A 23664-nucleotide genomic window follows, 5' to 3' on the forward strand; every position below is an offset into this window, starting at 1 on the left:
CTCCCCTCTCTACTGATTGTTGCCCGGAGTGTGACAGTCGCGACAGCCGACGGGACCGGCGGCCTTGCCCTTTTCACGCAGCGCAAGGTGGCATGTCATGCACCCGCGTTCCTTGCCATGGAAGGCGTTGCGGAAGTAGCCCACTTCGCCCAGACCCTCGATGGTGTCGGGACGGGGCCTGTCATGGCAGCCCTTGGTGGCGCAGGTCTGCTTGCCCTCCTGATAGCCCTTGTGGTGACAGGTTCCGCAATCCATCGAACCGTGGGTGTCATGAGGGAAGAGCACGGCGGGCTTGGTGAGTACCGTACCTGCGGGCAGGGTGATGGGAATGGTCTTGCGGATGACCACGGGATGGTGCGCCGAAGCCTCCATGGGCAATGGCTCACGGTGGCAGACGCTGCAGTTGTTGCCGCCGCCCATGACCTTGGCGTGCTGCTGGTACTGGATGGGCGGCATGTTATCGAGGTCGCGGCCGAAGGGATTCTCGGCGGGATATTCGGCGTGTGCCGCACCGTGGCATGTCGGACAACGCAGGTTGCCCATGTCGTCGGCGCGGGCCGAGAAGCGGTCCTTCTCCGAAGCCGTCCACTTGTTGAATGCCGATGCCGTGGCCGTGGCAGGCTTCTGGGCGAAATCATGGCAGCCGGTGCAGTCGGGTTCCATGGCCCACGGCGCACGCGGGTTGATGTCATCGACCGCGGACACGGCGCGGGGCTTGAGTTCCCTTGCGAGACGTGCCGCACTCTTGCGTCCAGCCTTCTCCTCCCAGCGCAGCAGGGAGAGGGCGTGGTCTTCCATGGCACCATGGCAACGCGTGCAGTCCAGTGCCTTGGCCTTGTGCAGCCCGCGCATGAAGCGCGTGGCGCCTTGCGGCGAAGAAGGATGGCAGCTTGCACATGTCTCGGCGCCGCCGTCGGTCATGTAGTTGGCATGCCAGCCGTGCAGGGCCGCCGAAAGGCTGGGGGCCGGGGCCTCGGGTGCCCCGCTGTGGCACGAACGGCACTCCACAGGGGCCTTGGCAGCCTGCGCGACGAGGTCGGTACCGTTGATGCGGTCATGGACGGTGAGCACGTCATCGGCCGTCGCCGGGGAGATTCCGGCCAGCCCGTCGCGCTTCCAGGCGCCGCCATGACAGTTGCGACACCCCACCTCCGTGGAGACGGGCAACACGGCGGCGGTACGGGCAAGAAGCCTGCCTTCGTCGTCGTGGGCCTCAACGGTGACCGTCGGGTAGGCATTGAACCCGCCGGAAGCGCGATAGGGCATGATGCCGATGCCGTCGGCGGCGAACGTGCTGCCCCCCTGCTCCAGTTTCATCTCGCCTGCTGCACCGGAGACGGGTGCACCTTCAAGGGTGGCGTGTTCGCGTTCGACACGCCACGTGATGCGTACGCCCTCTGTCACCGGCGCGGGGCCGGGCCCGCGGCGCACGAGTTGCGCCCGCAATGCCGCCTCGGGGGGCAGCATCGTCCACCGGGGTTCGGCGTCCGTCACCATCTGCATACCCTGCGTACTCCACGCCAGCAGTATGTAGTCGGCCCTGTCCGCATCGAAGGGCGGTATCGACGTGACGGGCATATACGGAGACGGGGCCGCTGCCGATGCCGCTGGGGCCTTGGCCGCAGGCGTCTCGCCCGTCGTCCGTGCCGGGCGCTCCAGCCCGCCCGCGGCGAAGATGCCGAGCAGGGCGACGACGGCGACAAGCCATGCGAAATAGTAGAAGGCGGTGAGTCTTGGCGACTGCTTGGATGGCATGAATCTACTCCTCTTTCATGCGGGGGCTAATGACGCCGTGCGTCGCGCTCGTTGACGAGGTAGGTGGCGAGGGCCCTCCGTTCTGCGGGGGTTCCCACGAACGGCGGCATGTAGCCCTGTAACGCTCCCTGCCCGGTGATCAACGCCTCGACCCCGGTGAGTGGCCTGTTCGCGATGCGGGGCAGGATGTCGATCATGGGGGCTCCGAGGCCGTGGCAGTTGGCGCACTGCACCTGCCACAGTTCGCGTCCTGCCTCATGCATGTTCGCTTCGGCAACCTGCTTGACGCCAGACCACCGCGCGACCTTCAGCATCCCTTCGAGGTCGGACTTGGCACCGGCTTCGGGCGTGATGCCGTTGGACCAGATGACACCGTGGACAATCCACGGGCGTCTGCCCGTCTCGCGCACCCACTCGAAGGTTCCGACCTGACACAGGCCGAGCACCAGCAGCAGCGCAGCCACAGGCACGCGCGCCCCGGAGGGAAGCCGCGTGAAGAAGGCCAGCCCGCCCACCATGAGGGCAGCCAGTACCCACGGGAAGGCTTCGAGGAAGGGCCGGATGTCGGCGGTTCGCCGCAGCACCATCTCGAGTTGCGGTGCAGGCAGCGCCCCGAGGTACCACCATGCGCCAACGGCCATGAAGGGAATGGGGACGAGTGCCCACAGCCGCGTCACGCCCGTCATGAGTTCCCGTGCGCGCTCGTCGTCGATGAGCGAGGCCCACACAAGGCCGAACAGCCCCGAGAGCATGGCGCACAGGGCACTGCGGAAGAGCAGCGAGGGCCAGAAGGTGGGATTGAAGAAGCCGTCCCAGAAGCCCTGCGTCTGCATCCACGCACCGGGTGTGAGCATGAAGGTGATGATGCCGTTGATCATGAACAGCGAGAGATACGCGAACAGGCCGTACAAGAGCCCCACATTGCGGTGGTCTTCGAAGCGCATCTTCCCGAAACCGTAGTAGTAGACGAGTAACGCCACTATCTCGCCGAGGAAGAACACCCATTCGGTGGCCCAGGCATAGACGAAACGATGCACCAGCAGGCTCGTGGCTGCCGGACTGATGAGCGAGATGATGACCCAGATGCCCACGCCGGATACACCGCCGAACACCATGCTGAGCAGCAGGAAGAAACGGGTGAACCGTTTCACCCAGAACGTGGCTTCCGCCGACCCCGCGCGTTCTGCGCGCGTGGCGGCATGGACGAGCAGGAAACCGCCCCCCACTGCGAACTGGGCGACGAACACATGCAGAACGGAGATGATGGCCACAAGCAGGCCACCGTTGATCCCCCAGAGTTGCCATACGGGATAGTCCATGTGCTAGGCCCCCTTTCGACTGCTGCGCATGAGGCGGAGCATCCAGATGATGGCGGCGACACCGCAGACCGCAGACGCGAGAAAAAGCACCAGCGGTGAGGTTTCGACGAAGTTCACGGGTTGGGGTTGCGCCCATGGGGCAAGATACCCCTCACGCAATGAGGCGCGCATCACCGCCATGACGGTGACCGTGCCGACGGCTGCCCCCACGGCGAGGGCCACGCTACGCGCGCGGGCCGCCAGCAGGGCAAGGGCCGTTCCGATCAGACCGAGGATGAAGGCCGCAGTCGCGAGAGTGTCCCCCCCCATGAAGCGCAGCATCAGGTCGCGGGGCAATGCCATGAGGAACCAGATGCCCAGGGCTATCTGCGCATACGTGGCATGGCTGAACCAGCGCAGCCCCGTCTCGATGCCCTCCGCCGCGTCAGGTGCCCCCCACGAGGCGCGTCGCACATGGAAGAGCGAAAGCGCCAGACCGCCGATGGCGATGGATCCCACGAGCATGTGCAGCCAGCGCGGTATCAGTGTCGGGTCGCCGAGGTTCAAAAGCGCGCCGTCACGCCGCTCGAACCATGCCAGCCAGCGTTCCGGCTGGAGCATGAGCGTCATGTTGTTGCTGAAGACGAACGACGTGGCCACCAGAAGCAGGAGCGCCAGAACGATGACGGCGATGCGCCGCGTGCCCAGTTCGTCGTGATTGATGGCGAAGATGTACAGGCCGTAGTAGGCGAGCATCACCAGACCGACGATGCCGAGCCACCAGAGCGCCATGATGACGGAACTCGTGTAGAAGAAGTTGCCATAGAGCACCTGCACGAAGAGCAGTGGCGGCACGCCGAGGTTGATGGCAAGCGCCAGTGCAGTGGGCAGGCGGGTGGCGAAGTCGCGCACCGGCCCCTGTTCGGACGCAGGTTTGCGCAACGCGTGCACCGCCACGATGACCGTGCCGCCAAGAACCGTGTTCATGAGCAGCAGATGCAGGACGAAGGTCAGCAGAAGCAGGATTTCGAACCACCACGCCGGGCCGGGCATGGCGTCAGCCAACGGGATGAGAGAGGCGGGTTCCATGGTGCGTCCTCGCAGGAAATACGGAAGGGGAAGGCATTAACCGATACTTGTTATTTCTAGCCTAGAATAATCCCCGTGGCAACGCGAGGTGCGAAAAGAATCAACGGCACACCGCGTGTCCCAGTGGTGGCTTGCAATGCGCGCTCACGTGCAGGCTTCGCGGTGTCTACCGGCGAGCCTATCACGGCACGGTGCCATCGCCGCCACAGGGGGTACGAGGGAGAATGAAGGAGGAAGGGACGCAGACGGACAGAGTGCCCCCGCACAAGGGAACACGGGAAAAACGTCGGGCGAGGGAGGGGCAGACAGCCGACATGTGCGCAGCGGTGCCGTACCCGGGCGACGCAACCCACTGCCGCAGGGGAAGGGGGCAGCCGCAGACAGGTCGTCGAGGCTACCGTGCGAAGCGGTCGTGCGTGATGCGGTAGAGGACGTGCGGTCTCAACGGGTGGTCGTCAGGCAGGCGGGGATGGTCGAAGGGGGACTCCAGCGTCATACCCAAACGCCGCATCACGCCTTGCGACCGGGTGTTGCTGACGGCGGTGAAGGCCACGACACTGGACAGGCCAAGTTGCCCGAAGGCGAAGGAGAGACTGGCGCGGGCCGCTTCGGTGGCATAACCGCACCCCCAATAGGGACGTGCCAGCCGCCAACCGACTTCGGTACAGGGAGAGAAGGGCAGGTCTTCGGGCTGATGCAGCCCCACGAAACCCATGAACGACTTGTCCTGTGTGCGCTCGACGGCCCAGAAGCCCCACCCTTGCCGTTCCATGAGCAGCACTATCCGGTCTGCCATCGCGTCGCTTTCCTCGCGCAAGAGTGGCGCGGGGAAATACCGCATGACTTCGGGGTCGGCGTTGAGCGCTGCGAAGGGCTGCCTGTCGGAGTCAAGCCACGGCCGCAGCACAAGCCGCGTCGTATGGAGCGTCACGGGTGTCATCGTGTGTCGGCCTGAGGTCTGCTCATGGGTCGCGCCCGCACGGGGCGGTCAGTCTTCGCTGGAGGTATCGCCAAGGTCGAGCACGTGTCTGCCCAGGACATAGTGCATGAGACGGGGGCGCTGGGCCGATTCCTCCAGCGCGGCGATGATACGCTGGATGCGACGCGATGAACGCAGCACGCCGTCGATGTACTCGGTGAGCATGAGCGTATCGAGGCGGGTGAGTTTCTCCTGCAACCTGTCGGCATGGGCGCGGGCAGGGGCGTCTTCGGGCAGCAGGTCACGCAGGGCCTGCATCTCCGTCGTGGCGTCCTCCCACTCGTCGTGCATGTCGTCGAGGAGTTCGGCGCAGAGTTCACCGTAGTTGCGCAGGATGGCGAGGGCGTTGTTGCCGTGGTGAGCGACGGCACCTGCCGCCTTTTCCAGCGCGTCACGGGCCACGGCGAGGCGACGCCCCGTGGTGAGGGCCACGATGCGGGCGCACTTCGCGAGAAAACGTGCGTCGTAGCCGTCGAACCCGCCCTCCTGTTCGGAATACAGGAGCACGAGCCCGAAGGGGGCCTTGTCCTTGCGCTCGCGCAGCACGAAGGCAAGCCGTGAGCGACACCCTGCCTTGTAGGCCATGCAGTCGAACGACTCGCCACCACGGTCCATGCCGCGCAGGTCGTTGGAGACGACGTGTCGCGTCCCGTCGCAGACTGCACGCATGACAGGATGCCCGGCAAGCCCCTCCTCGAGGATGGGCGAGAAGATGGGTACGGCGCCGCCATCGGGCCTGTCGGAGGCCACAACCCGCCAGTCTCCGTCCGCATCGCGCAGGCGGCACACGAAGAGGTCTGCCCCGAAAAAGCGGACGAGGGTCTGGGCACTCTGCCGCAACGCCTCTTCGGGCGGCACCATCTCCTCAGCGACGCCAAGCAGTTCGTTGGTGACGCGAATGAGCGGTTCCATATCATGACGCATGGCCGCCACGTCGCCCAGAAGCCCCAGAAGGTCGCGCCAGCCCTGTACGGGGCCCTTGCCCGCATTGGGGCGGTGCCCGCGCTTCATGGCCGTATGGACGGGAGGCAACAGGGCTATGATGGCCCTGCGAACATCTTCAGGAGCGCTCTCAAGCCAAAGCACGAATGCGTCGTGGAGCATCGTCCCGTCAGGACGGCATTCCGCACCGGTTCTGGACGAGGTTTTCACTCTGAAGGCTTCGTGTAAGGACAAGCATGCATCGTCAGCAGACATCGGTGAATCCCGGGCGAAAAGCCCATGAAAAAAAGAAAGCGCGACGTTTCAATGTTGGCAAGATGCGACAGAAGGAACCGCTACGTGTCCACCGGCTGTGAACGGACTCTCGCACTGCTCTTGCGCCACGGCATGATACCGTCATGGCGAGCGCCTCCCGACGGAGGGGTAAAAGCAAGACGATGCGCGGCTTCTGACGACATCCTGTGCAGCTTCGCGCCCGCCCCGATGCGGTCGCGCCAGCGATGCACACAGGGCACTGGACCCGTTTCGTCGCGTGCATCACCTGTCACAGAACGCAGCCATGGTCAAGCCGATGCCACGGCCCGCGTCGGCTGCGAACCTGCCGGTTGCGAACCTGCCGGTTGCGAATCTGCCGGTTGCGAATCTGCCTGCATGGCACCGACGTGCAGAGGATGTCTTCAGTCCCGCACGCCTTTGTCCGAACCACCTACAAGATAATCCTTTCCGGCACATTGTCACGACAGGAAGTATGCGGATACCGGACAGCCCCCGTCCACGGCGCGGCCACCTGATGGAACCGCCCACCGATGACCGCAACGCCTCCTCCGGGTCACAGCGGGTGCAGTCCGTCCCGCCACAGCCGTGCACTTCCGGCGTATGGCCCTGTTTCCTGCCGCACCCGTTCCGAATCCGTGCCATGCCTCGCGTACGAAGGTTGCGGCGATACTTCACCATTGCTATGGTGAATGTCTACCCGCCACTTCGGCAGCAGGAGACGCACATGGCCGCCCCCGATGATAAGTTCATGGTCGAAGGCGTAGACCTTTCCCGCACCCGCAACCGCAACGAAATACGGGTGGTCAAGGCCATCCGCACGGTCCTCGGCGAACCGCCCGTCTACACGCCTGACCCCAAAGACATACAGGACATCTACGCGCTGGCGCTCAATGCCCTGCCCCCGCGTTACGCGCAGCACGGTACCATCGTCCTGCGCGACCCGGTGCGCGACGAACAGATTCTCGAAGCCGTGCGCGACGCCTTCATCCGGGTCATGGAACACCCCAAGGCGTGACAGCCCCCCCCAACGCCCACACAAACGGCACTGTCAGCGACGTGCTCACAGTGAAACGCCGTACCCGGACCGTACAGTGACCACGCCATACCTGACGCCACAGGCGTCCTCGCCTGAAGCGGACGCTCCGTGCCCGTTCTTCCCGGGCCGACGGGGCAGGTAAAGTGACACGGGCGAACGGCTGGCTGTGGCGACGGGCTGACCATGACGACGGGGGCGCCCCGACGACCCGGCAGAGAGGCGAGCGCAACAGGGAACAACCTGTCGACACTCTAAAGCCAGACAGCGGGCCCGTCGGGTCGACGAGACGTACCAGGCGGAAAGGGCAGACCGTCCCCACCGTGGCGACGGGTGACAACGCTTGCGGACCAGACTGGCCGGGTGTACCGAACAGGCCGGATGTGCCGGACAGGGCCACACCGCAGGCGCCTGCCTGCACATCCCCTGCCCGAGGTCGCATACGGCAATGCGCAGACACCGCACGACGTCCCTCGCTTCCGACAACCATTCCCGGCGCATGACCACGCCACGACCGACAGGGACGCAGAGACACCGCCCCATGGAGAGACCATGATCACCATCGACCTGCATACCCACACAAGCCACTCCCACGGTCAGGCGACCGTGCAGGAGATGTTCGAAGCCGGTTGCGCACGCGGCCTGCTCGTACATGGATTCTCCGAGCATTCGCCTCGACCTTCGGGGTATGACTACCCCAAGGACTACCGCGACAAGCTCACCCGCAGCTTTCCCGACTATGTGGAACAGGTGCGCACCCTCGCCGCCACCTACGCCCCCGAACGCACCGTGCTGCTGGGCCTCGAGATGGACTGGCTGCCCGGGCAGGAACCCTTCATCGACGCCACCATCCACCGCTACGACTATGACTACGTCATCGGTGGCATCCACTTCCTCGGCACGTGGGGGTTCGACTACACGCCCGACGACTGGCAGGGCTTCAGCCCCGAACAGACCGCCGACATCTATGTCCGCTATTTCGAGTCGTTGCGTCGCATGGCGGCCTCGGGCATGTTCGACATCGCCGCCCACCCCGACATCATCAAGATATTCAGTGCCGCGGCGTTCCACGACTGGCTGGCGACCGACAAGGCGAAAGCCGTGGTACGCGACGCCCTTGAGACGATGCATACGGCGGGCATGGCGATGGAGATATCCTCTGCGGGATTGCGCAAGCCTTGCAAGGAAATCTACCCCTGCCCCGACATCATGCGCATGGCTGCCGACATCGGTCTGCCCGTGACCTTCGGGTCTGACGCCCACTGTGTGAACACCATCGGCTGGGGTTTCGACACACTGGCCGACTACGCAAGGGGTTTCGGGTACACCCGTAGTGTCTGGATGCGACGGGGCGAACGATTCGAGCGTCCCTTCTGAACGCCATGAAACAACTGACCGTTCCTCTGGTCGTGGCCCATCGGCTTCGCGTCACTCTCGGTGGACGCACGGCCCTCGATGGCGTCGACCTCGTGGTGCACGAAGGCGCACACCTTGCCGTGCTGGGGCCCAACGGGGCGGGCAAGTCCACGTTGCTACGCGCCCTGCGCGGCCAGATGCAGCCGGACATGCGCCACGGCGGCCGCCTGCTGTGGCGCGCCGTATCCGCCCCTGACGGGGGTGTGCCCGTATCCGGCCAGAGGCGACACGCAGGGCAGACGGACCAGACAGGGAAGGCAGGGCACGGCGGGGCACATCCCACGCCCGGACTCTCGTCGCAGACCGACGCTGGCACGTCCGCCTGGGCGGATTCCATCCATGGCGTGTCGTGGCAGGACACCATCCCCGCCTCCGGTCACGTCCACGGCATGGATGACGCGCCACTCACGGGCCGCGCCCTCGCCGCCCTCGTGTCTGCGGCCCAGCAGGAACAGCATGTCAGGCGAGGGTGGAACATCACAGGCGAAGAACTCGTACTCGGTGGCCTCTTCGACACGCCCATGCCCTACGAGGAACCGACGCCGGAACAACACGCACGTCTCGCGCCCCTCATGGCACGCCTCGACGCCCACGACCTCATGCACACCGCCGTCCCCTCGCTTTCGCAGGGGCAGCTGCGGCTGTTGCTGGTCGCCCGCGCCCTGATACGTGCCCCCCGCCTGCTGCTTCTCGACGAAGTCTGCGACGGGCTGGACGCCATGGCACGTGCACGGGTGCTCTACGCCCTGACGCAGGCCGCGGATATGGGCACGACACTGGTCGTGGCCGCCCACCGTGCCGTCGACCTGCCAGAATGCGTCGTCGACGGCATACGGCTTCACGCCGGACGCATCGTGGCGCGTGGTCCTGCGACGTCGCTGCTTGCATCGGAAGAGACCCACGCAACGCCCCCTCCGGGCATCGACGCTGGAACCCCGCCTCACCCCGACACCGACACCGAAGAATGCTCCGGGCAATCCGCAGAGACATCACCACGTAAGGTCGGCACTCCGGATACGGCACACCCTGCCCCCCCCGACCGTCATGCAGGTACACGGCCCGGTGCGCGGCAAGGCGGCGGGCATGACGACCGGTCAGACGTCCTTCCAGATGAAGAGCACGACGGCGGACAGGACGACATCCTCGTGCTGGTGTCGAACGCCACCGTCTTCGTGGAACGAACCCCCGTGCTGCACAACGTGGACTGGACCATCCGCCGGGGCGAGCAGTGGCTGGTGGCCGGGCCCAACGGGGCGGGCAAGTCGACGCTCCTGCGCCTGCTGGCGGGCGAGGAGTTCGCTGCAGCGGGTGGCGATGTCCGCCTCATGCCCCGGACGTGCGGCGAGGCGGCCCGTGGACTCATGGCCTTGCGCCGTCATGTTTCCATCGTATCCGACAGGTTGCAGGCCACCTACGCCTACGATGTCAGCGTGGAGGATTGTGTCCTCTCAGGTGTCGAAGGCACCATCGGCCTCTACGAACAGCCTTCTCCCGAAGAACACGACAGGGCCATGTACTGGATGGACATCCTCGGCATCACGCATCTGGCTGGCAGACACATCCGCAGCCTTTCGACAGGGCAGGCTCGCCGTGTGTTCCTTGCGCGTGCCCTGACTGGGTCTCCGGTGCTGCTTCTGCTCGATGAACCGTGTTCCGGCCTTGACGACGCAAACCGCCACGCCCTGCTGCAAACCCTTGGCACACTTACCCGCCACGGGGTGCACCTCGTACTGGTAACACATCATGAGGCCGACATCATCCCGGAGACGACACACCGGCTGCAACTCGAAGCGGGGCGCGTCGTGCACGCCGGGCCATGGAACCCGCTCAACGGCGGAGGCATCGCCGGGGGTGAAAGAGCATGAACATCGCCACGCGTTGCGGCTTCACCTCGCCACGCCCCGAAAGGCGCGCTGTCACCGGCAAGAGACCCCGTCGAAGGAACAGGCCATGAACGCCACGCGACCGCCCTCTGCTATCCATGATGGCGAGACACAGCAGACCGCCGATTGCGCTACGACCGGGGTGGCGGGACGGATAGGGGCGGCTGGACTGGCGAAGGTGAAGGCGTTGACCGCAACGCTTGAAGCTACAGGGGCGACACCCGATGCCACACTCACGAATCATCGCCACACCAGCGACATCGACGACACCCCGCACCACCTGATGCGAAGGGGCATGCCCTTCTCCCGCTGCATCCAGATAGCCGGAGTGCACGACGCGGATGAAGCCTGCCTTCTGGCACGTTGCGGCGTCCATGCCGTGGGGCTGCCCTTGCGACTGCCCGTCAACGCCGAAGACATTGACGAGGCAGCCGCCGCACGGCTAGTGGCAGGGCTTCCCCCCGTCATCACCCCGGTCGCCATCACCTACATGGACGACGCGGACGAAGCCGACGCCTTCTGCACCATGCTGGGCGTAGGTCACCTGCAACTGCACGGGGCCATCCGGGTCGATGAAATGGCGCGGCTACGCAGGCTGCGCCCCGACCTCTTCATCATCAAGAGTCTTGTGGTGCGCGAACACGGCGGGATGGACAACGGCGAGACCCTGATGGGAGATGTTCAGGCGTTCGCCCCCCATGTCGATGCCTTCATCACCGACACCTTCGCCCCGGAGACCGGGGCAAGCGGGGCCACGGGCAAGACGCACGACTGGGCCGTAAGTGCTGCGCTGGTGCGTCTTTCACCACGCCCAGTCATCCTTGCCGGAGGGTTGCACCCCGGCAACGTGCGCGAAGCCGTTCGGCGGGTATGCCCAGCCGGAGTGGACGCGCATACGGGCGTGGAAGGCCCCGACGGGCGCAAGGACGAAGGCCTCGTGAGGCGCTTCGTGGCCGAGGCGCTGGCAGGCTTCGCCCTCATGGCAACTCCCTGAACTTGCAAGCGGCCCGCCTTTCGGCTATTGCTTGCAGACGGCTTGAGAATTCCTGAACAAACAGGGCCAGGAGGCGGTCATGGATTTCGTTTTCTTCTTTGCCGGCATTGCCGCTGTCACCGTCGCGCTGCTGTACCTCAAGTACTCCAGCTAGACGCGACTGCGGTGCGCACGCACCTTTCGGCACTCTGAACGGACGGGGCAACCTGTCCGTTCCGTTTTCTTCCGCACCTGCCCTTCATCGACAGCGGCATGGCCACCATTCCCTGTGCACCCGGTACACTTTCCCTGTCTCCCCCGCATCCCTGACGCAATGCCCCGCCAACGCACGTTCGCTGCCTCTCCATGCCCTTTCTGGCACCATTTCCCCGTGCATCCACGCAAAGGTAACAAGCCAGTCCACCCACCGCAGAACCTTGACGCCCCTCCACCCCGGCAGTACAGGAGTTGCGCCGCATTCGCGGTGTTCGCCCTCTCTCCCCTCCCCTCACCTGCCTTACGGAGAACGCATGTTCCGACTTCTCTCACCGTCACGGTGCCGCCTTGCCATACAGGCGGGTTTCGCTCTCTTCCTTGTCTGGGTCGCCGTCCGCTTTCACGAACATGTGTCGTGGGTCATGGGTCAGGCGTCGGCCTACACGCCCAAACCCGGTGCCGTGGAGGGATTTCTGCCCATCGCGGCCTTCATGTCCTTCAAGCGTCTTCTCGTCACCGGCGAGTACGACCCCGTGCATCCCGCAGGGCTGACCATCTTCATCGCCATCATGCTCATGGCATGGTTGCTGCGCAAAGGCTTCTGCGGCCAACTGTGCCCCGTGGGGCTTGCCTCGTCGCTTCTCGAAAAGGCGGGGCGACGGCTTGGAATACGCCGCCAGCCGGGGCCTCGTCTCGCACGGGTTCTCACCCTGCCCAAGTACATCGTGCTGGGCGGCTTCGTGTGGTTCATCGGAGTGCGCATGGGTGCGGGCGAAATCGAAGCCTTCATGTTCGCCCCGTATAACTTCGTCGCCGATACCAAGATGCTGCACTTCTTCATGTCCCCCTCCACGACGACCCTTGTCGTGGTCGCTCTTCTCGCAGCCGGGTCGCTGGTGATGCCCTTTCTCTGGTGCCGCATGCTCTGCCCCTATGGCGCCCTGCTGGGCCTTATGGCCAAGGTCGGCCCTACCGCAGTCACCCGTGATGCGGCATCGTGCGTCGGGTGCGGCCAATGTGCCCGCGCCTGCCCTGCGGGTCTGCCAGTCAACACCTCGACGCGCGTGAACGCCGCCGAATGCATGGGCTGCACCGAGTGCGTGGGGGCGTGTCCAGTCACGGGATGCCTGAACATCCGCACCCTGCGCTGGCGGCTTCCGTACTGGGCCATCGGAGCGGGCTGTCTCGCCCTGCTGGTGGCGTTGCGCCTTGTGGCCGGGCACTATGGCCTATGGGACGCGAACACCCCGCCGGAGATGCTTCGCCGATTCCACATGATGGTCTTCGGCATGGGCGACTAGCCGTGCGCCCCCCCTCATGAAGCCCCGGCACATGCCGTGGCAATGCACACCAAAGGCTAGTGCCGCAACGGATTCCAGACAGGAACCTTCGTGTTTCACTTGCCTTTTTGAGCGGCGGCATTAGAGTATCCCTGTCCGGCCCGAACCCAAGGCTCGCGACCGAACCCCAACAAGGAGACCCCTGCCGTGACGAGTCAGATCAAGACCGCCATGCTACTGGCCCTGCTATCCGCCATGATCATCCTCCTCGGAGGGGCCATGGGCGGCAAGACGGGCATAGTCATCGCCTTCGGCCTCGCCCTTGTCATGAACGTGGGCAGCTACTGGTATTCCGACAAGATCGTCCTTTCCATGTACCGTGCGCAAGAGGTGTCGCCCGCAGACGCCCCCATGCTGCACGCCATGGTGGATGAACTGGCGGCCAAGGCGGGCATCCCCAAACCCCGCGTGTGCATCATCCCCGAAGAGGCTCCCAACGCCTTCGCCACCGGGCGCGACCCGGCACACGGCGTCGTAGCCGTCACGCAGGGCATCATGCGCATTCTCTCGCCTGAAGAGCTGAAGGGGGTTCTGGCCCACGAAATAGGCCACATCGCCAACCGCGACATCCTCATCCAGACCGTCGCCAGCGTCATGGCATCCGCCATCGTATCCATCGCCAACATGATGCAGTGGGCAGCCATCTTCGGCTTCGGGCGCTCCGACGACGAAGAGGGCGGCACCAACCCGCTTGTGGCCATCCTGCTTGCCATCGTCGCACCCATCGCGGCGTCGCTCATCCAGTTCGCCATCTCGCGTTCGCGCGAATACCTCGCCGACGACGCAGGCGCGCAGTATGCGGGCAACCCGCTCTATCTCGCCAACGCCCTGCAGAAACTCGACGCATGGAGCAAGCGCATTCCCATGCAGTCCGCCAACATGGCTACCGAGAGCATGTTCATCGTCAGCCCTCTCACCGGGGGCGGAATAAGCTCGCTCTTCAGCACCCACCCGCCCATCGAGGAACGGGTCTCACGGTTGCAGGCCATGGCGGCAGGACGCCGTTAAGCCTGTCTGGCCGCAGTACGCAAAATGCACCCACCGGGCCGCCTCAGGGCGGCCCTTTTGCCTTCGGAGTCATCATGGACGACGTAAAGACATGCCCTGCACACGATGAACGCCACGGTACCGGTGCCGCCACCGATGACACCCTGCATGCCGTAGCCCCCGGAGGCACGGCGGCTGGCGAAGAAGAGATGCCGGTACACCCCGACCTTGAAGCTTTCATCGAGAGCATTCCGTGGCACCGGCATCTCGGACTGAAAGTACTGGCACTCCACCCCGGTCATGCCCGGCTGGTCATCCCCTTTCAGGCGGGCTTCACCGGCAACGCCGCCCGCGGGGCATTGCATGGCGGCATCATCGCCTCGCTGGCCGACAGTTGCGGCAACGCCGCGCTATGGACCCACTTCGGCCCTGACGACCGCATCGCCACCATCAACATCGGGGTCGACTACTTTCGTCCCGCCCCCCTTGCCGACCTCATGGCCGAGGCCGAAGTGCGGCTGCTTGGCAACCGCATCGGCAATGTGCACGTAAGACTGGCACCGTTGGCCGAGCCCTCACAGACGGTGGCGGAAGGACGCACGGTGTGCTATGTAAAGCGCATGTCGTAGGCTCGACCTGCGGCAACAAGGAGCGCAACATGCACACACGTTTCCTGCACGCCACCATATGCGCGCTGGGTCTTGCAGCCCTGCTGGCAGGCTGCGTCACCGGAGGTTCCGGTAGCCGCGCGGCTTCGGGCGACTGTCCCGGCATCTATACCATCGGCGATGCCTCATACGACTTCAAGCTGGCCATGGGCGCCAACATCATCCGTCCGGGCCGCATCCCCGCCGAAGAGGTTCCCGCCGGACTTCCCGCGACCTTCCTCGAAGACGACGGCAGCTACGGTGGTGCGCCTGTCTATTGCACTGCCGGAGAGGCCCGCGACGACATCGCCCACCTTCTGAAGGCGGGCAAACTTCCGCCTGATGTTGACTGGCAGGTCTATCAGCTTGAAGGCATCTGGAAGGACGACACCTATCCCATCAAGAAGGGTGAATACAGACTGCTGAAGCCCGCCCGCGTCCTCGATAAGGTCGAAGGCAAGTAGCACGACACAGTACGCTCTTCCGCCCTGCCAGCCCTTCCAGCTATCGCGCCGTGTCTGCTCTCGCCGCACTCTCCGCCTGGTTGTCTGGCCAAGGGCTGCCAAGGACGCAAGGGCTGTGCTCACGCTTGCACGTACGACGGCTGCAAGGGCGTTGAAGCGTGACTGCAGAGACTGGAAAACGACAGGAGCCGGGGCATGCCCCGGCTCTTTCTTGCATCATGTCAGCCTTGTGGGCTTACTTTTCGTCGGTGAAGAGATAGCGCGTATCGGGTTCCATGCGGCCTGCAAGTCCCGTGAACCCTCGCTGGGACACGTCAGCGGCGACGACCGGCGCAGCCACGTCGGACACCGCCCCCCCGAAAGCGACATCGAAGACGGACTGTGCCCGCTTCGCAAAGGCGACAAGTCGTTCGTCCCCGCCAAAGGTGGGCAAGCCCCCTGCAAACGACTCCGGCAACGGTTCGCGGTATTCAAGCACGATCTTGACCTTCCGGAATTCTTCAAGCCGTGTGAAACGACGGGCCAGCCACTTCTTCGGCCCCGTGCCGTTCTTGAGCGCAAACGCTGCAAAGGCATCGTCCGTCACATCCACCACATGGGTGGATGCTTCGAAATCGCGCCCTCCAAACTGCACCGTCCCCTTGTCCACATCACGGAGTGATGCGGAGAGGTCAAGACTCCACTGCCAGCCTTCCGGCACTTCTCCGATGATGGTGACAGCCTGTCCTGTCGAGGCTCCGGCTGCGGGTGCATAAAGCCTGTAGTAGAGGCGGGGGGCTTTGAAGCCCAGTTCAGTGTAGAGTTGGGGGGTTGCCACGCCCGACACCACAGGCGTCATGGCAGGTACCGTTATGGCAAGCGGGGGCTTCGCGCCTGAAACGAGGGCGTCTCCAGATGCGCCACGCTGCAAAGGAGCACATGCCGCCACCGACAGCAGCAGCGCACCGAGAATAATCAGAGGACGGAACATGTCGAACCTCCTGAATGGCTGATGTTACGGCGTGATGCCGTTGCCGTATTCTAGGCATTCCTGCGGAAATGACCAGTGGCTCGAAATGGATTGTGGTTGATGCGAGAGCACGAGGAAACAAGGCGATCTTCTGTAACCCGTACGGCATAAACGCAAATGCGCCACCCGAGTCTTCATATGCACGAAAACGGCGGGGCACGATGACGCCTTTTTAACGACGAGCACCCCCCGGCGCCATTCATGCTGTAGACCTAGCATGGCTGGTTCGATGACCATCATGTCCCGTAGCCTCGTGTGCGTTTCGCGATCGAAATGCATCAGGCGTGTAACAATGATGAACCCGGCACAACGTACGAGCAGCAGATGCTACGTGGAGCAAAAGAAACGAGAAAAGGCCACCCGCAAGGGTGGCCTTCCCGTAAACCGGTCCAGGACGGAGAGGCGTCATTCCGTTGATCCCGGACGCGGGGTCTATCTGTCGCGAATGGTGCACCACCGGGCCGCAAACAGCCCGTCTACCCCCTGTATGGTGCCCCGCAACGGGGACTAGTCGGCCTGCTTGCGAATGAACGTGGGCAGTTCGAACTCGTCCTCGTCGAAAATGAAATCATCCTCCCCCGGCACGTGCCCTCCATTGGAACGGCTGATGCCGGAAGGATTGCGGGTCTGTTTGCGCAGGTATGCGGGGATGTTCCTGTCTTCATCAGAGAAGTTGGACAACCCGCGCCCCGGCGCGACCTGCTGTGCCTGCTGGGGAGCCTGCTGCGGCTGCTGCGGGGCCTGCTGCGGCTGCTGACGCCCGAATTCGGCTACGGGGCCGGACTCGACACGGGCCTGCGGTGCAGGGCGCTGTGCGGCGGGTGCCGCCTGCTGCTGCGAAGGACGACGGAACTGGGCGATGTTGCCGTTCTGTGCGTTGGGTGTGACGGTGGCCGAACCACAGGCTTCGATGCCGGTGGCGATGACGGTGATGCGCATCTCATCGCCAGCCGACTCGTCGAAGACCGTACCGAAGAAGATGCGCGCCTCATCGTGTGCGGCTTCCTGAATGATGCCTGCGGCTTCGCTGACTTCGTCGATGGTGAGGTCGGGACCGCAGGTGATGTTCATGAGCACACCACGTGCACCGTCGATGGAGACGTCTTCAAGCAGCGGGCTGGTGATGGCCTTCATGGCGGCCTCGCGGGCACGCGACTCGCCACGGGCGATGCCTGCGCCCATCATGGCAAGACCCGACTCGCCCATGACGGCCTTCACGTCGGCGAAGTCGAGGTTGATGAGGCCGGGCACCATGATGAGGTCGGAGATGCCCTTGACGGCGAAGTAGAGCACTTCGTCAGCCTTCTTGAGCATTTCCACGAAGGTGGCCTTCTTGGGGGCCAGCGAAAGCAGCCTGTCGTTGGGGATGGTGATGAGGCTGTCCACATGCTCGCGGAAGTCGGCAATGCCCTGTTCCGCGGCTTCAAGGCGCTTGCGGCCTTCGAAGAAGAAGGGCTTGGTCACCACACCCACGGTGAGCGCGCCCATCTCGCGGGCGGCCTGCGCGATGACAGGGGCTGCACCGGTACCGGTGCCGCCACCCATGCCTGCGGTGACGAACACCATGTCGGCTTCACCGATGCAATCCTTGATCGCGTTCATGCTCTCGACGGCAGCGTCACGACCTATTTGCGGATTGGCACCGGCGCCGAGGCCCTTGGTGAGTTTTTCGCCAAGCTGTATCTTGAGTTCCGCCGAAGAACGGCCAAGGGCCTGCACGTCGGTGTTCGCGCAGATGAAGGTCACGCCCTTGAGCGTGGAGGTGATCATGTTCTGCACGGCGTTGCCGCCGCCGCCACCTACGCCTATGACCTTGATCTTGGCGGAGTTCTCGATGTCGATATCCATGAATTCCATACGCCTCTCCTTAAAGCCCCAAAGCGGTTCCTTCTGATAGACCCACGGTTTACGATATGTCGGAGAACCACTTCCGCATTCTCGACAGCACGCGGTTGAACACGTTGCCGTCGCGGATGCGGAACTTGAGCTCCAGGCCTTCCTTCTCGGCGCCGTAGCGCAGAAGGCCGACGGCCGTGGCGAACTTCGGGCTGTTCACCACGTCCTTGAGTCCACCCACGTTCCGGGGGTAGCCGATGCGGGTGGGCATGTTGAAAATCTGCTCGCCGAGTTCCTGACAGCCCTCGATGAGCGCCGTGCCACCGGTGAGCACCACACCCGAGCCGATCTGGTTCTTGAAACCGGATCGCACGAGTTCCTGATCGACGAGCGAGAGAATCTCCTCCATGCGGGGCTCGCATATCTCGGCGAGCACCTGACGGGAGAGACGACGCGGTTCGCGGCCACCCACACTGGGCACCTCGATGAGCTCGTCGTTACGCACCATCTCGGCCATGGCGCAGCCATACTTCACCTTGATCTTCTCGGCGGAGATCATGGGCGTGCGCAGACCGAAGGCGATGTCGTTGGTGAGGTTCTGCCCCCCGAGGGCGAGCACCCCTGTGTGCTTGATGGAATCGTTGGCAAACACGGCGATGTCGGTGGTGCCCCCCCCGAGGTCGACGAGAGCGACGCCAATCTCCCTCTCCTCCTCGGTGAGCACCGCCTTCGACGAGGCCAGCGCCTCAAGCACGATATCCGATACGTCGAGCCCGCTCCTGTGGCAGGAACGGACGATGTTCTGAGCCGATGTGACCGCACCGGTGACGATGTGCACCTTCACTTCGAGGCGCACACCCGCCATACCCAGAGGGTCGGCGATACCGCGCTGGTCATCCACGACATACTCCTGCGGGAGGATGTGGATGACTTCACGGTCGAGCGGGATGGCGACGGCCTTGGCGGCGTCGAGAGCGCGCTCGATGTCCTTGGGGCCGACCTCGCCGCCCTTGACGGCGATGACCCCGTGGCTGTTGAAGCCCTTGATGTGGCTTCCGGCGATGCCCGCATACACCGAGCGGATTTCGCAACCGGCCATCAGTTCGGCCTCTTCGAGGGCCTTCTTGATGGACTGCACGGTCTGCTCGATGTTGACGACGACGCCCTTGCGCAGGCCGGTGGAAGGACTCGTGCCGATGCCGACGATATCGACGCCATCCGCCGTAGCCTCGCCGACGACGGCGCATATTTTCGTGGTGCCGATATCCAGACCGACGATGAGGTCCGTTTTGGCCATTACTCTCTCCTTGCTCTACGAAAGCCTGCCCTAGCGGGATTCGGGGTCTTTGAGCACCCAGACGTTGCCGTCCGCCGCCCGCACTTCGCCTACTTCGCGCAGTTCGCCGCGTCTTCCGAGGTCGGCGAGCACCTGACAGAGTCTGTCGAGATTGCCACCAAGGTTCTCGGGGGCCACGCTGATGCGCAGACCGGGGTTGTCGAGGTAGAGTTCCACCCCTCTACCGGCACTGAGCCTGACCCATGACACCAGTGAGATGTCGACGGGCAGACGTGCCCCCTTGAACGCGGCGATCACTTCGGGCATCCGGGCGAGAAGGTCCTCGCCACCCGGCCCGACCTCCAGCGTCGGAAGAGAGGTGAACCTGCCCGGCCCCACCGGGGCGAGGATGTTGCCGTGCACGTCGGCATAGTACAACGTGCCATCGCGCAATACCCAGAAGGCTGGTTCCCGTTCCGTCACTCTTATCGCAAATCTATCGGGAAGCAAGCGTTTTACCGACACTTCCGCTATCCATGGCGAGCTTGCGAGGCGGTCTTCCACATCGGCGATGTTGAGTGCGATGCTGTTCGCCCCTTCAACGAGTCCCGCCGTGGCGAGTATTTCGTCTTTGCTTAACATCAGATTGCCCGAGATTTCAACATCTCTTATGGCAAAGTACTCATGCGTCGTCATGAATCTATAGGCATACAGAACTGCCACACTCATGAGCACAAGCAACGACCCGACGATGACCAGTCCGCTCACCCAGCGAAAAAAACTGCCGATCCCTTTTGTAGGGAGACTGCTTTTCTTCTCGCTCTTGCTCCAGCTTCTCGAATAGCTGTTGCGCGACTTCTTCTTGCCTCGTGAAAGTGCTACAGCCATGAGAGAATCTTGACCTCCAGCGTCAAATCCATCCCATGACGTCGTTTGACAATCTCTTGTGCCAGTTGAAGCAGTTCAAAGGCCTCATCACTTCTGCCTGCACCTTCATTCACGAGAAAATTGGCATGGACTTCTGAAAACGCCATACCGCCGATGCGTTTGCCACGAAGTCCCGCTTGGTCTATGAGGCGTCCGGCAGAGACACCGGGGGCGGGATTGCGGAACACGCACCCGGCGCTACGGGCAAGGACAGGCTGCGTGCTTTTTTTCTTCAGGTAGTTTGCACGCATGGCTGCCGTGATGGCGGCGCTTTCACCGCGTCGCAGCACGATGTCCGCCCCGGTCACGACAAACCAGCCATGGCAGCCCTTGAGACCGAAATGTCGGTAGGCGTACTCGATGTTCTCGTGCGGGACATCGGCAAGCCCGAAATCGGGGCTGAAGACCTCCACCGACCGCAGCACCGTGCCGAATTCACACCCGTACGACCCTGCGTTCATGGCAACGGCACCGCCCACGCTACCGGGAATGCCCGCAAGCCCTTCAAGTCCCGCAAGCCCCCACGAAGCCAGTTGCCCGAGCAATCGTGGCAGTCTGGTGGCAGCCCCGACGCGAACGACCACGCCCTCTGCTGTCTCGCCTACGATGGTGGGGGCGTCGTCCATGTCCAGCGACACGACGACGACAGGCAGTTCACCATCTGCGGCGAGGATGTTGCTGCCGCACCCCAGCATAAGCGGAGAACCGCCAAGGCACTGGAGAACACCGGGAAGGTCGTCAAGCGCATCACGCGACGTGACGCGCACCTCGGCGAGCGCCCTGCCCCCGAGCCGCAACGTCGTCCGCTCGGCTAATGACGGCCCTTCCAGCACCTTCAGCATGTCATTCCCCTGCCACGTAACGCTGGCCGATGGTGGTCACGCTGCCCGCCCCCAGGGTGAGCAGCACGTCTCCGGGGCGGAGCACACCCGGCAACGCTGCGAGAATCTCGTCGAAACTCTGGTAGTAGGTCACGTCGGTGTTGGACACCTGCCGGATGCCCTGTGCGAGGCTCTGCCCGCTCACTCCGGGGATGGGCTTCTCCGAAGCCGGATAGATCTCCGTAAGGAGCAGTTTGTCCACCGGTTCGAAGACCTTGCAGAACTCACCGAAGAGCGCCTGCGTGCGACTGAAGCGGTGGGGCTGGAACACGACCACCAGACGCCTGTCCGGGTACACGGAACGTGCCGTGGCAAGGGTCGCGGCGATCTCCACCGGATGGTGCCCGTAGTCGTCCACCACCGTGACGCCGTCGCGTTCGCCCCGACGTTCGAACCGTCTGCCCACGCCGCCGAAACGGGCGAGCCCTTCGATGCAATGCTCGGGGCTGATGCCCGCTTCGAGCGCGACACCGATGGCAGCGAGCGCATTCAGGATGTTGTGACGCCCCGGCTGCCCGAGATGTACCTCACCCAGACGTCCGCCACGAAGGAACACGGTGAAGACGCTCGTCTCGGCGCAACTCGTCACCTCGGCGCGAAGAGCGTTGTCCTTGCCGAAACCGTAGGTGACAACGCGGCGCTTCACCTGTGGCAGCAGGCGGCGCACACCGGGGTCGTCGCCGCAGACCACGTTGGCGCCATAGAAGGGCACCTTGTTCATGAAGGTGACGAAGGCCTCGTCTATCTCCTTCTGCCCGGCATAGAAATCCACATGGTCCATGTCGACGTTGGTGACGACGTTGACGATGGGGAAGAGGCACAGGAACGAACCGTCGGATTCATCGGCTTCGGCGATGAGGTATTCGCCTTCACCGAGGCGGGCGTTGGCACCATAGGCATTGAGCCGACCGCCGATGATGACGGTGGGGTCTTTGCCCGCCACGTCGAAGATGGCGGCGGTAAGCGACGTGGTGGTGGTCTTGCCGTGCGTACCGGCGATGGCGATGCCGGTGCGCAGCCTCATGAGCTCAGCGAGCATCTCGGCACGTGGGATGATGGGGATGCCCTTCTCGACGGCGGCGAGCACTTCCGGGTTGTCGTCACGCACAGCGGTCGACTTCACCAGCACCTCTGCATCGCTGACATTGCCGGCACCGTGCCCGATGAATATCTCGGCACCGATCTTGCGCAAGCGGCGCACCACGGCGCTGTCCGACATGTCGGACCCGTGCACGGCGTACCCGAGGTTGAGCAGCACTTCAGCGATGCCGCTCATGCCCGAACCGCCGATGCCCACCATATGTATCGTTCTGACCTTGTTCTTCATCCTATCCTCGTCACCGCGCCCGCGGCGTGGTCTTCAGCAGTTCGACGAGCCCGTCGACCACGGCGGCTGCCGCATCCGGGCGCCCCTGCGCCCGCGCCGACACCGCCATACGATTCAACCGGGCCCTGTCCGACAGGAGACCGACGAGCAATGCAGGCACGTCGGTCATGGAAATATCCTTCTGTTCCAGCAGCACCGCGGCACCGCGTGAAACGAGCCATCTGGCGTTATGCGTCTGGTGGTCGTGCGTGGCGAAGGGATAGGGCACCAGCACGGCGGGCTTGCCCGCCACGGCGAGTTCCGCCACGGATGTGGCCCCTGCGCGACACAGCACGAGGTCGGCCCATGCGTAGGCCGAGGCCACGTCATCGATGAACGCCTCGACGCGTCCCTCGCCGTGCCCCGTCTCTGCATAGGCCTTGCGGATGCGCTCCCAGTCCGCAGCGCCCGTCTGGTGCCACACCTCCACGCCCGCCTCGGCGAGTGCAGGCAGCGAAGAGACCACCGCGTCGTTGATGGCGCGGGCACCGAGGCTGCCTCCCATGACCAGAAGACGCCGCACATGGTCGGGGCGAGGGTCGGAACGCTCGGCACCGCACGCGACGATGGAAGCACGCACAGGATTGCCAGCAAGACACGTCTTCTGCGGCGGAAAGGCTCCGAGCGTATCGGGCAACGACAGGAAAACGCGCGGGACGACCCGCGAAAGCACCCTGTTCGTCAGCCCCGGCACGGAATTCTGCTCGTGAATGGCCGCAGGGCGGCCGCGCAGACGGGCCGCAAGAACGCCGGCAAAAGCGGCATAGCCACCGAACCCGAGCACGATGTCGGGGTCGAAACGCCCCATGACCGCATACGCCCGCGCGATACCGGCCGCCATGCCGAAGGCAGCGCCGATGGCACGGACGCCGCGCCCGAGCACACCACGCACGGGCAGACCGACGAAGTCGAGACCGGCACGCGCCGCGAGGTCTGCCTCGGGCCCGTAGAGTCCGCCCATGAAGAGCACGGAACACTCGGGATAGCGGGCCCGTATCTCTTCCGCCACGGCCAGTGCAGGAAAGATATGGCCCCCGGTGCCGCCCGTGGTCAGGATGACGCGCCGCATGG

The 23664-nt window shown here is 64.2% G+C and carries 20 protein-coding genes; 8 read left to right on the forward strand and 12 right to left on the reverse strand.

The window, feature by feature from the left end:
- Positions 1–9 precede the first annotated feature (9 nt).
- The 5 genes from DVU_RS11615 to DVU_RS11635 form a co-directional block, all read right to left on the reverse strand.
- A complete protein-coding gene (locus DVU_RS11615) occupies positions 10–1755 on the reverse strand; it encodes a cytochrome c3 family protein (RefSeq protein ID WP_010939753.1) in 1746 nt (581 codons plus the stop codon).
- A gap of 26 nt (positions 1756–1781) precedes the next feature.
- A complete protein-coding gene (locus tag DVU_RS11620) occupies positions 1782–3074 on the reverse strand; it encodes a cytochrome c (RefSeq protein ID WP_010939754.1) in 1293 nt (430 codons plus the stop codon).
- Between the two features lie 3 nt (positions 3075–3077).
- Positions 3078–4142: a hypothetical protein gene (locus tag DVU_RS11625; RefSeq protein WP_010939755.1), complete on the reverse strand. Its 1065-nt coding sequence runs from the start codon at positions 4140–4142 to the stop codon at positions 3078–3080.
- 394 nt (positions 4143–4536) lie between these two features.
- The gene (locus tag DVU_RS11630) at positions 4537–5082 is read right to left on the reverse strand and encodes a GNAT family N-acetyltransferase (protein ID WP_010939756.1); all 546 of its coding nucleotides are present in this window, start codon (positions 5080–5082) and stop codon (positions 4537–4539) included.
- A gap of 48 nt (positions 5083–5130) precedes the next feature.
- Entirely contained in the window at positions 5131–6225 is a 1095-nt protein-coding gene (locus DVU_RS11635) for a hypothetical protein (protein WP_223294655.1), read from the reverse strand.
- A gap of 838 nt (positions 6226–7063) precedes the next feature.
- Between DVU_RS11635 and DVU_RS11640 the strand changes: the two genes are divergently transcribed.
- From DVU_RS11640 to DVU_RS11675, 8 genes are all read left to right on the forward strand, one after another.
- Positions 7064–7354: a late competence development ComFB family protein gene (locus DVU_RS11640; protein WP_011791814.1), complete on the forward strand. Its 291-nt coding sequence runs from the start codon at positions 7064–7066 to the stop codon at positions 7352–7354.
- Between the two features lie 570 nt (positions 7355–7924).
- Complete coding sequence (locus tag DVU_RS11645) at positions 7925–8749, forward strand: histidinol-phosphatase (RefSeq protein ID WP_010939760.1); 825 nt, start codon at positions 7925–7927, stop codon at positions 8747–8749.
- Positions 8750–8754: 5 nt separating this feature from the next.
- Positions 8755–10653, forward strand: a complete 1899-nt coding sequence (locus DVU_RS11650) for an ATP-binding cassette domain-containing protein (RefSeq protein ID WP_010939761.1) — start codon at positions 8755–8757, stop codon at positions 10651–10653.
- An 85-nt stretch (positions 10654–10738) separates the two neighbouring features.
- Positions 10739–11665, forward strand: coding sequence for a phosphoribosylanthranilate isomerase (locus DVU_RS11655; protein WP_014524521.1), 927 nt, complete (start codon positions 10739–10741; stop codon positions 11663–11665).
- 509 nt (positions 11666–12174) lie between these two features.
- Positions 12175–13161, forward strand: coding sequence for a 4Fe-4S binding protein (locus DVU_RS11660; protein WP_014524522.1), 987 nt, complete (start codon positions 12175–12177; stop codon positions 13159–13161).
- A 186-nt stretch (positions 13162–13347) separates the two neighbouring features.
- Complete coding sequence (locus tag DVU_RS11665; RefSeq protein WP_010939764.1) at positions 13348–14208, forward strand: zinc metalloprotease HtpX; 861 nt, start codon at positions 13348–13350, stop codon at positions 14206–14208.
- 74 nt (positions 14209–14282) lie between these two features.
- Positions 14283–14816, forward strand: coding sequence for a PaaI family thioesterase (locus tag DVU_RS11670; RefSeq protein ID WP_010939765.1), 534 nt, complete (start codon positions 14283–14285; stop codon positions 14814–14816).
- Between the two features lie 29 nt (positions 14817–14845).
- Complete coding sequence (locus DVU_RS11675; RefSeq protein ID WP_010939766.1) at positions 14846–15298, forward strand: lipoprotein; 453 nt, start codon at positions 14846–14848, stop codon at positions 15296–15298.
- 235 nt (positions 15299–15533) lie between these two features.
- On the opposite strand, the gene DVU_RS11680 is transcribed toward DVU_RS11675, so the two are convergent.
- The 7 genes from DVU_RS11680 to murG all read right to left on the reverse strand — a co-directional run bounded on the left by DVU_RS11680 (position 15534) and on the right by murG (position 23662).
- A complete protein-coding gene (locus DVU_RS11680) occupies positions 15534–16268 on the reverse strand; it encodes a DUF4851 domain-containing protein (RefSeq protein WP_010939767.1) in 735 nt (244 codons plus the stop codon).
- Positions 16269–16814: 546 nt separating this feature from the next.
- Positions 16815–18164, reverse strand: a complete 1350-nt coding sequence (ftsZ, locus tag DVU_RS11685; RefSeq protein ID WP_010939769.1) for a cell division protein FtsZ — start codon at positions 18162–18164, stop codon at positions 16815–16817.
- A gap of 49 nt (positions 18165–18213) precedes the next feature.
- Positions 18214–19440, reverse strand: a complete 1227-nt coding sequence (ftsA, locus tag DVU_RS11690) for a cell division protein FtsA (protein ID WP_010939770.1) — start codon at positions 19438–19440, stop codon at positions 18214–18216.
- Positions 19441–19470: 30 nt separating this feature from the next.
- Positions 19471–20307, reverse strand: a complete 837-nt coding sequence (locus DVU_RS11695) for a cell division protein FtsQ/DivIB (protein WP_010939771.1) — start codon at positions 20305–20307, stop codon at positions 19471–19473.
- On the reverse strand, positions 20298–21188 hold the full coding sequence (gene murB, locus DVU_RS11700; protein WP_010939772.1) for a UDP-N-acetylmuramate dehydrogenase: 891 nt from the start codon (positions 21186–21188) through the stop codon (positions 20298–20300). Before murB ends, DVU_RS11695 begins: the two co-directional genes overlap by 10 nt.
- Position 21189: 1 nt before the next feature.
- The gene (gene murC / locus DVU_RS11705; protein WP_010939773.1) at positions 21190–22554 is read right to left on the reverse strand and encodes a UDP-N-acetylmuramate--L-alanine ligase; all 1365 of its coding nucleotides are present in this window, start codon (positions 22552–22554) and stop codon (positions 21190–21192) included.
- 10 nt (positions 22555–22564) lie between these two features.
- Positions 22565–23662, reverse strand: coding sequence for an undecaprenyldiphospho-muramoylpentapeptide beta-N-acetylglucosaminyltransferase (gene murG / locus DVU_RS11710; RefSeq protein ID WP_010939774.1), 1098 nt, complete (start codon positions 23660–23662; stop codon positions 22565–22567).
- Positions 23663–23664: the final 2 nt, after the last annotated feature.

The organism is Nitratidesulfovibrio vulgaris str. Hildenborough, from assembly GCF_000195755.1.
Lineage (GTDB): Bacteria > Desulfobacterota > Desulfovibrionia > Desulfovibrionales > Desulfovibrionaceae > Nitratidesulfovibrio > Nitratidesulfovibrio vulgaris.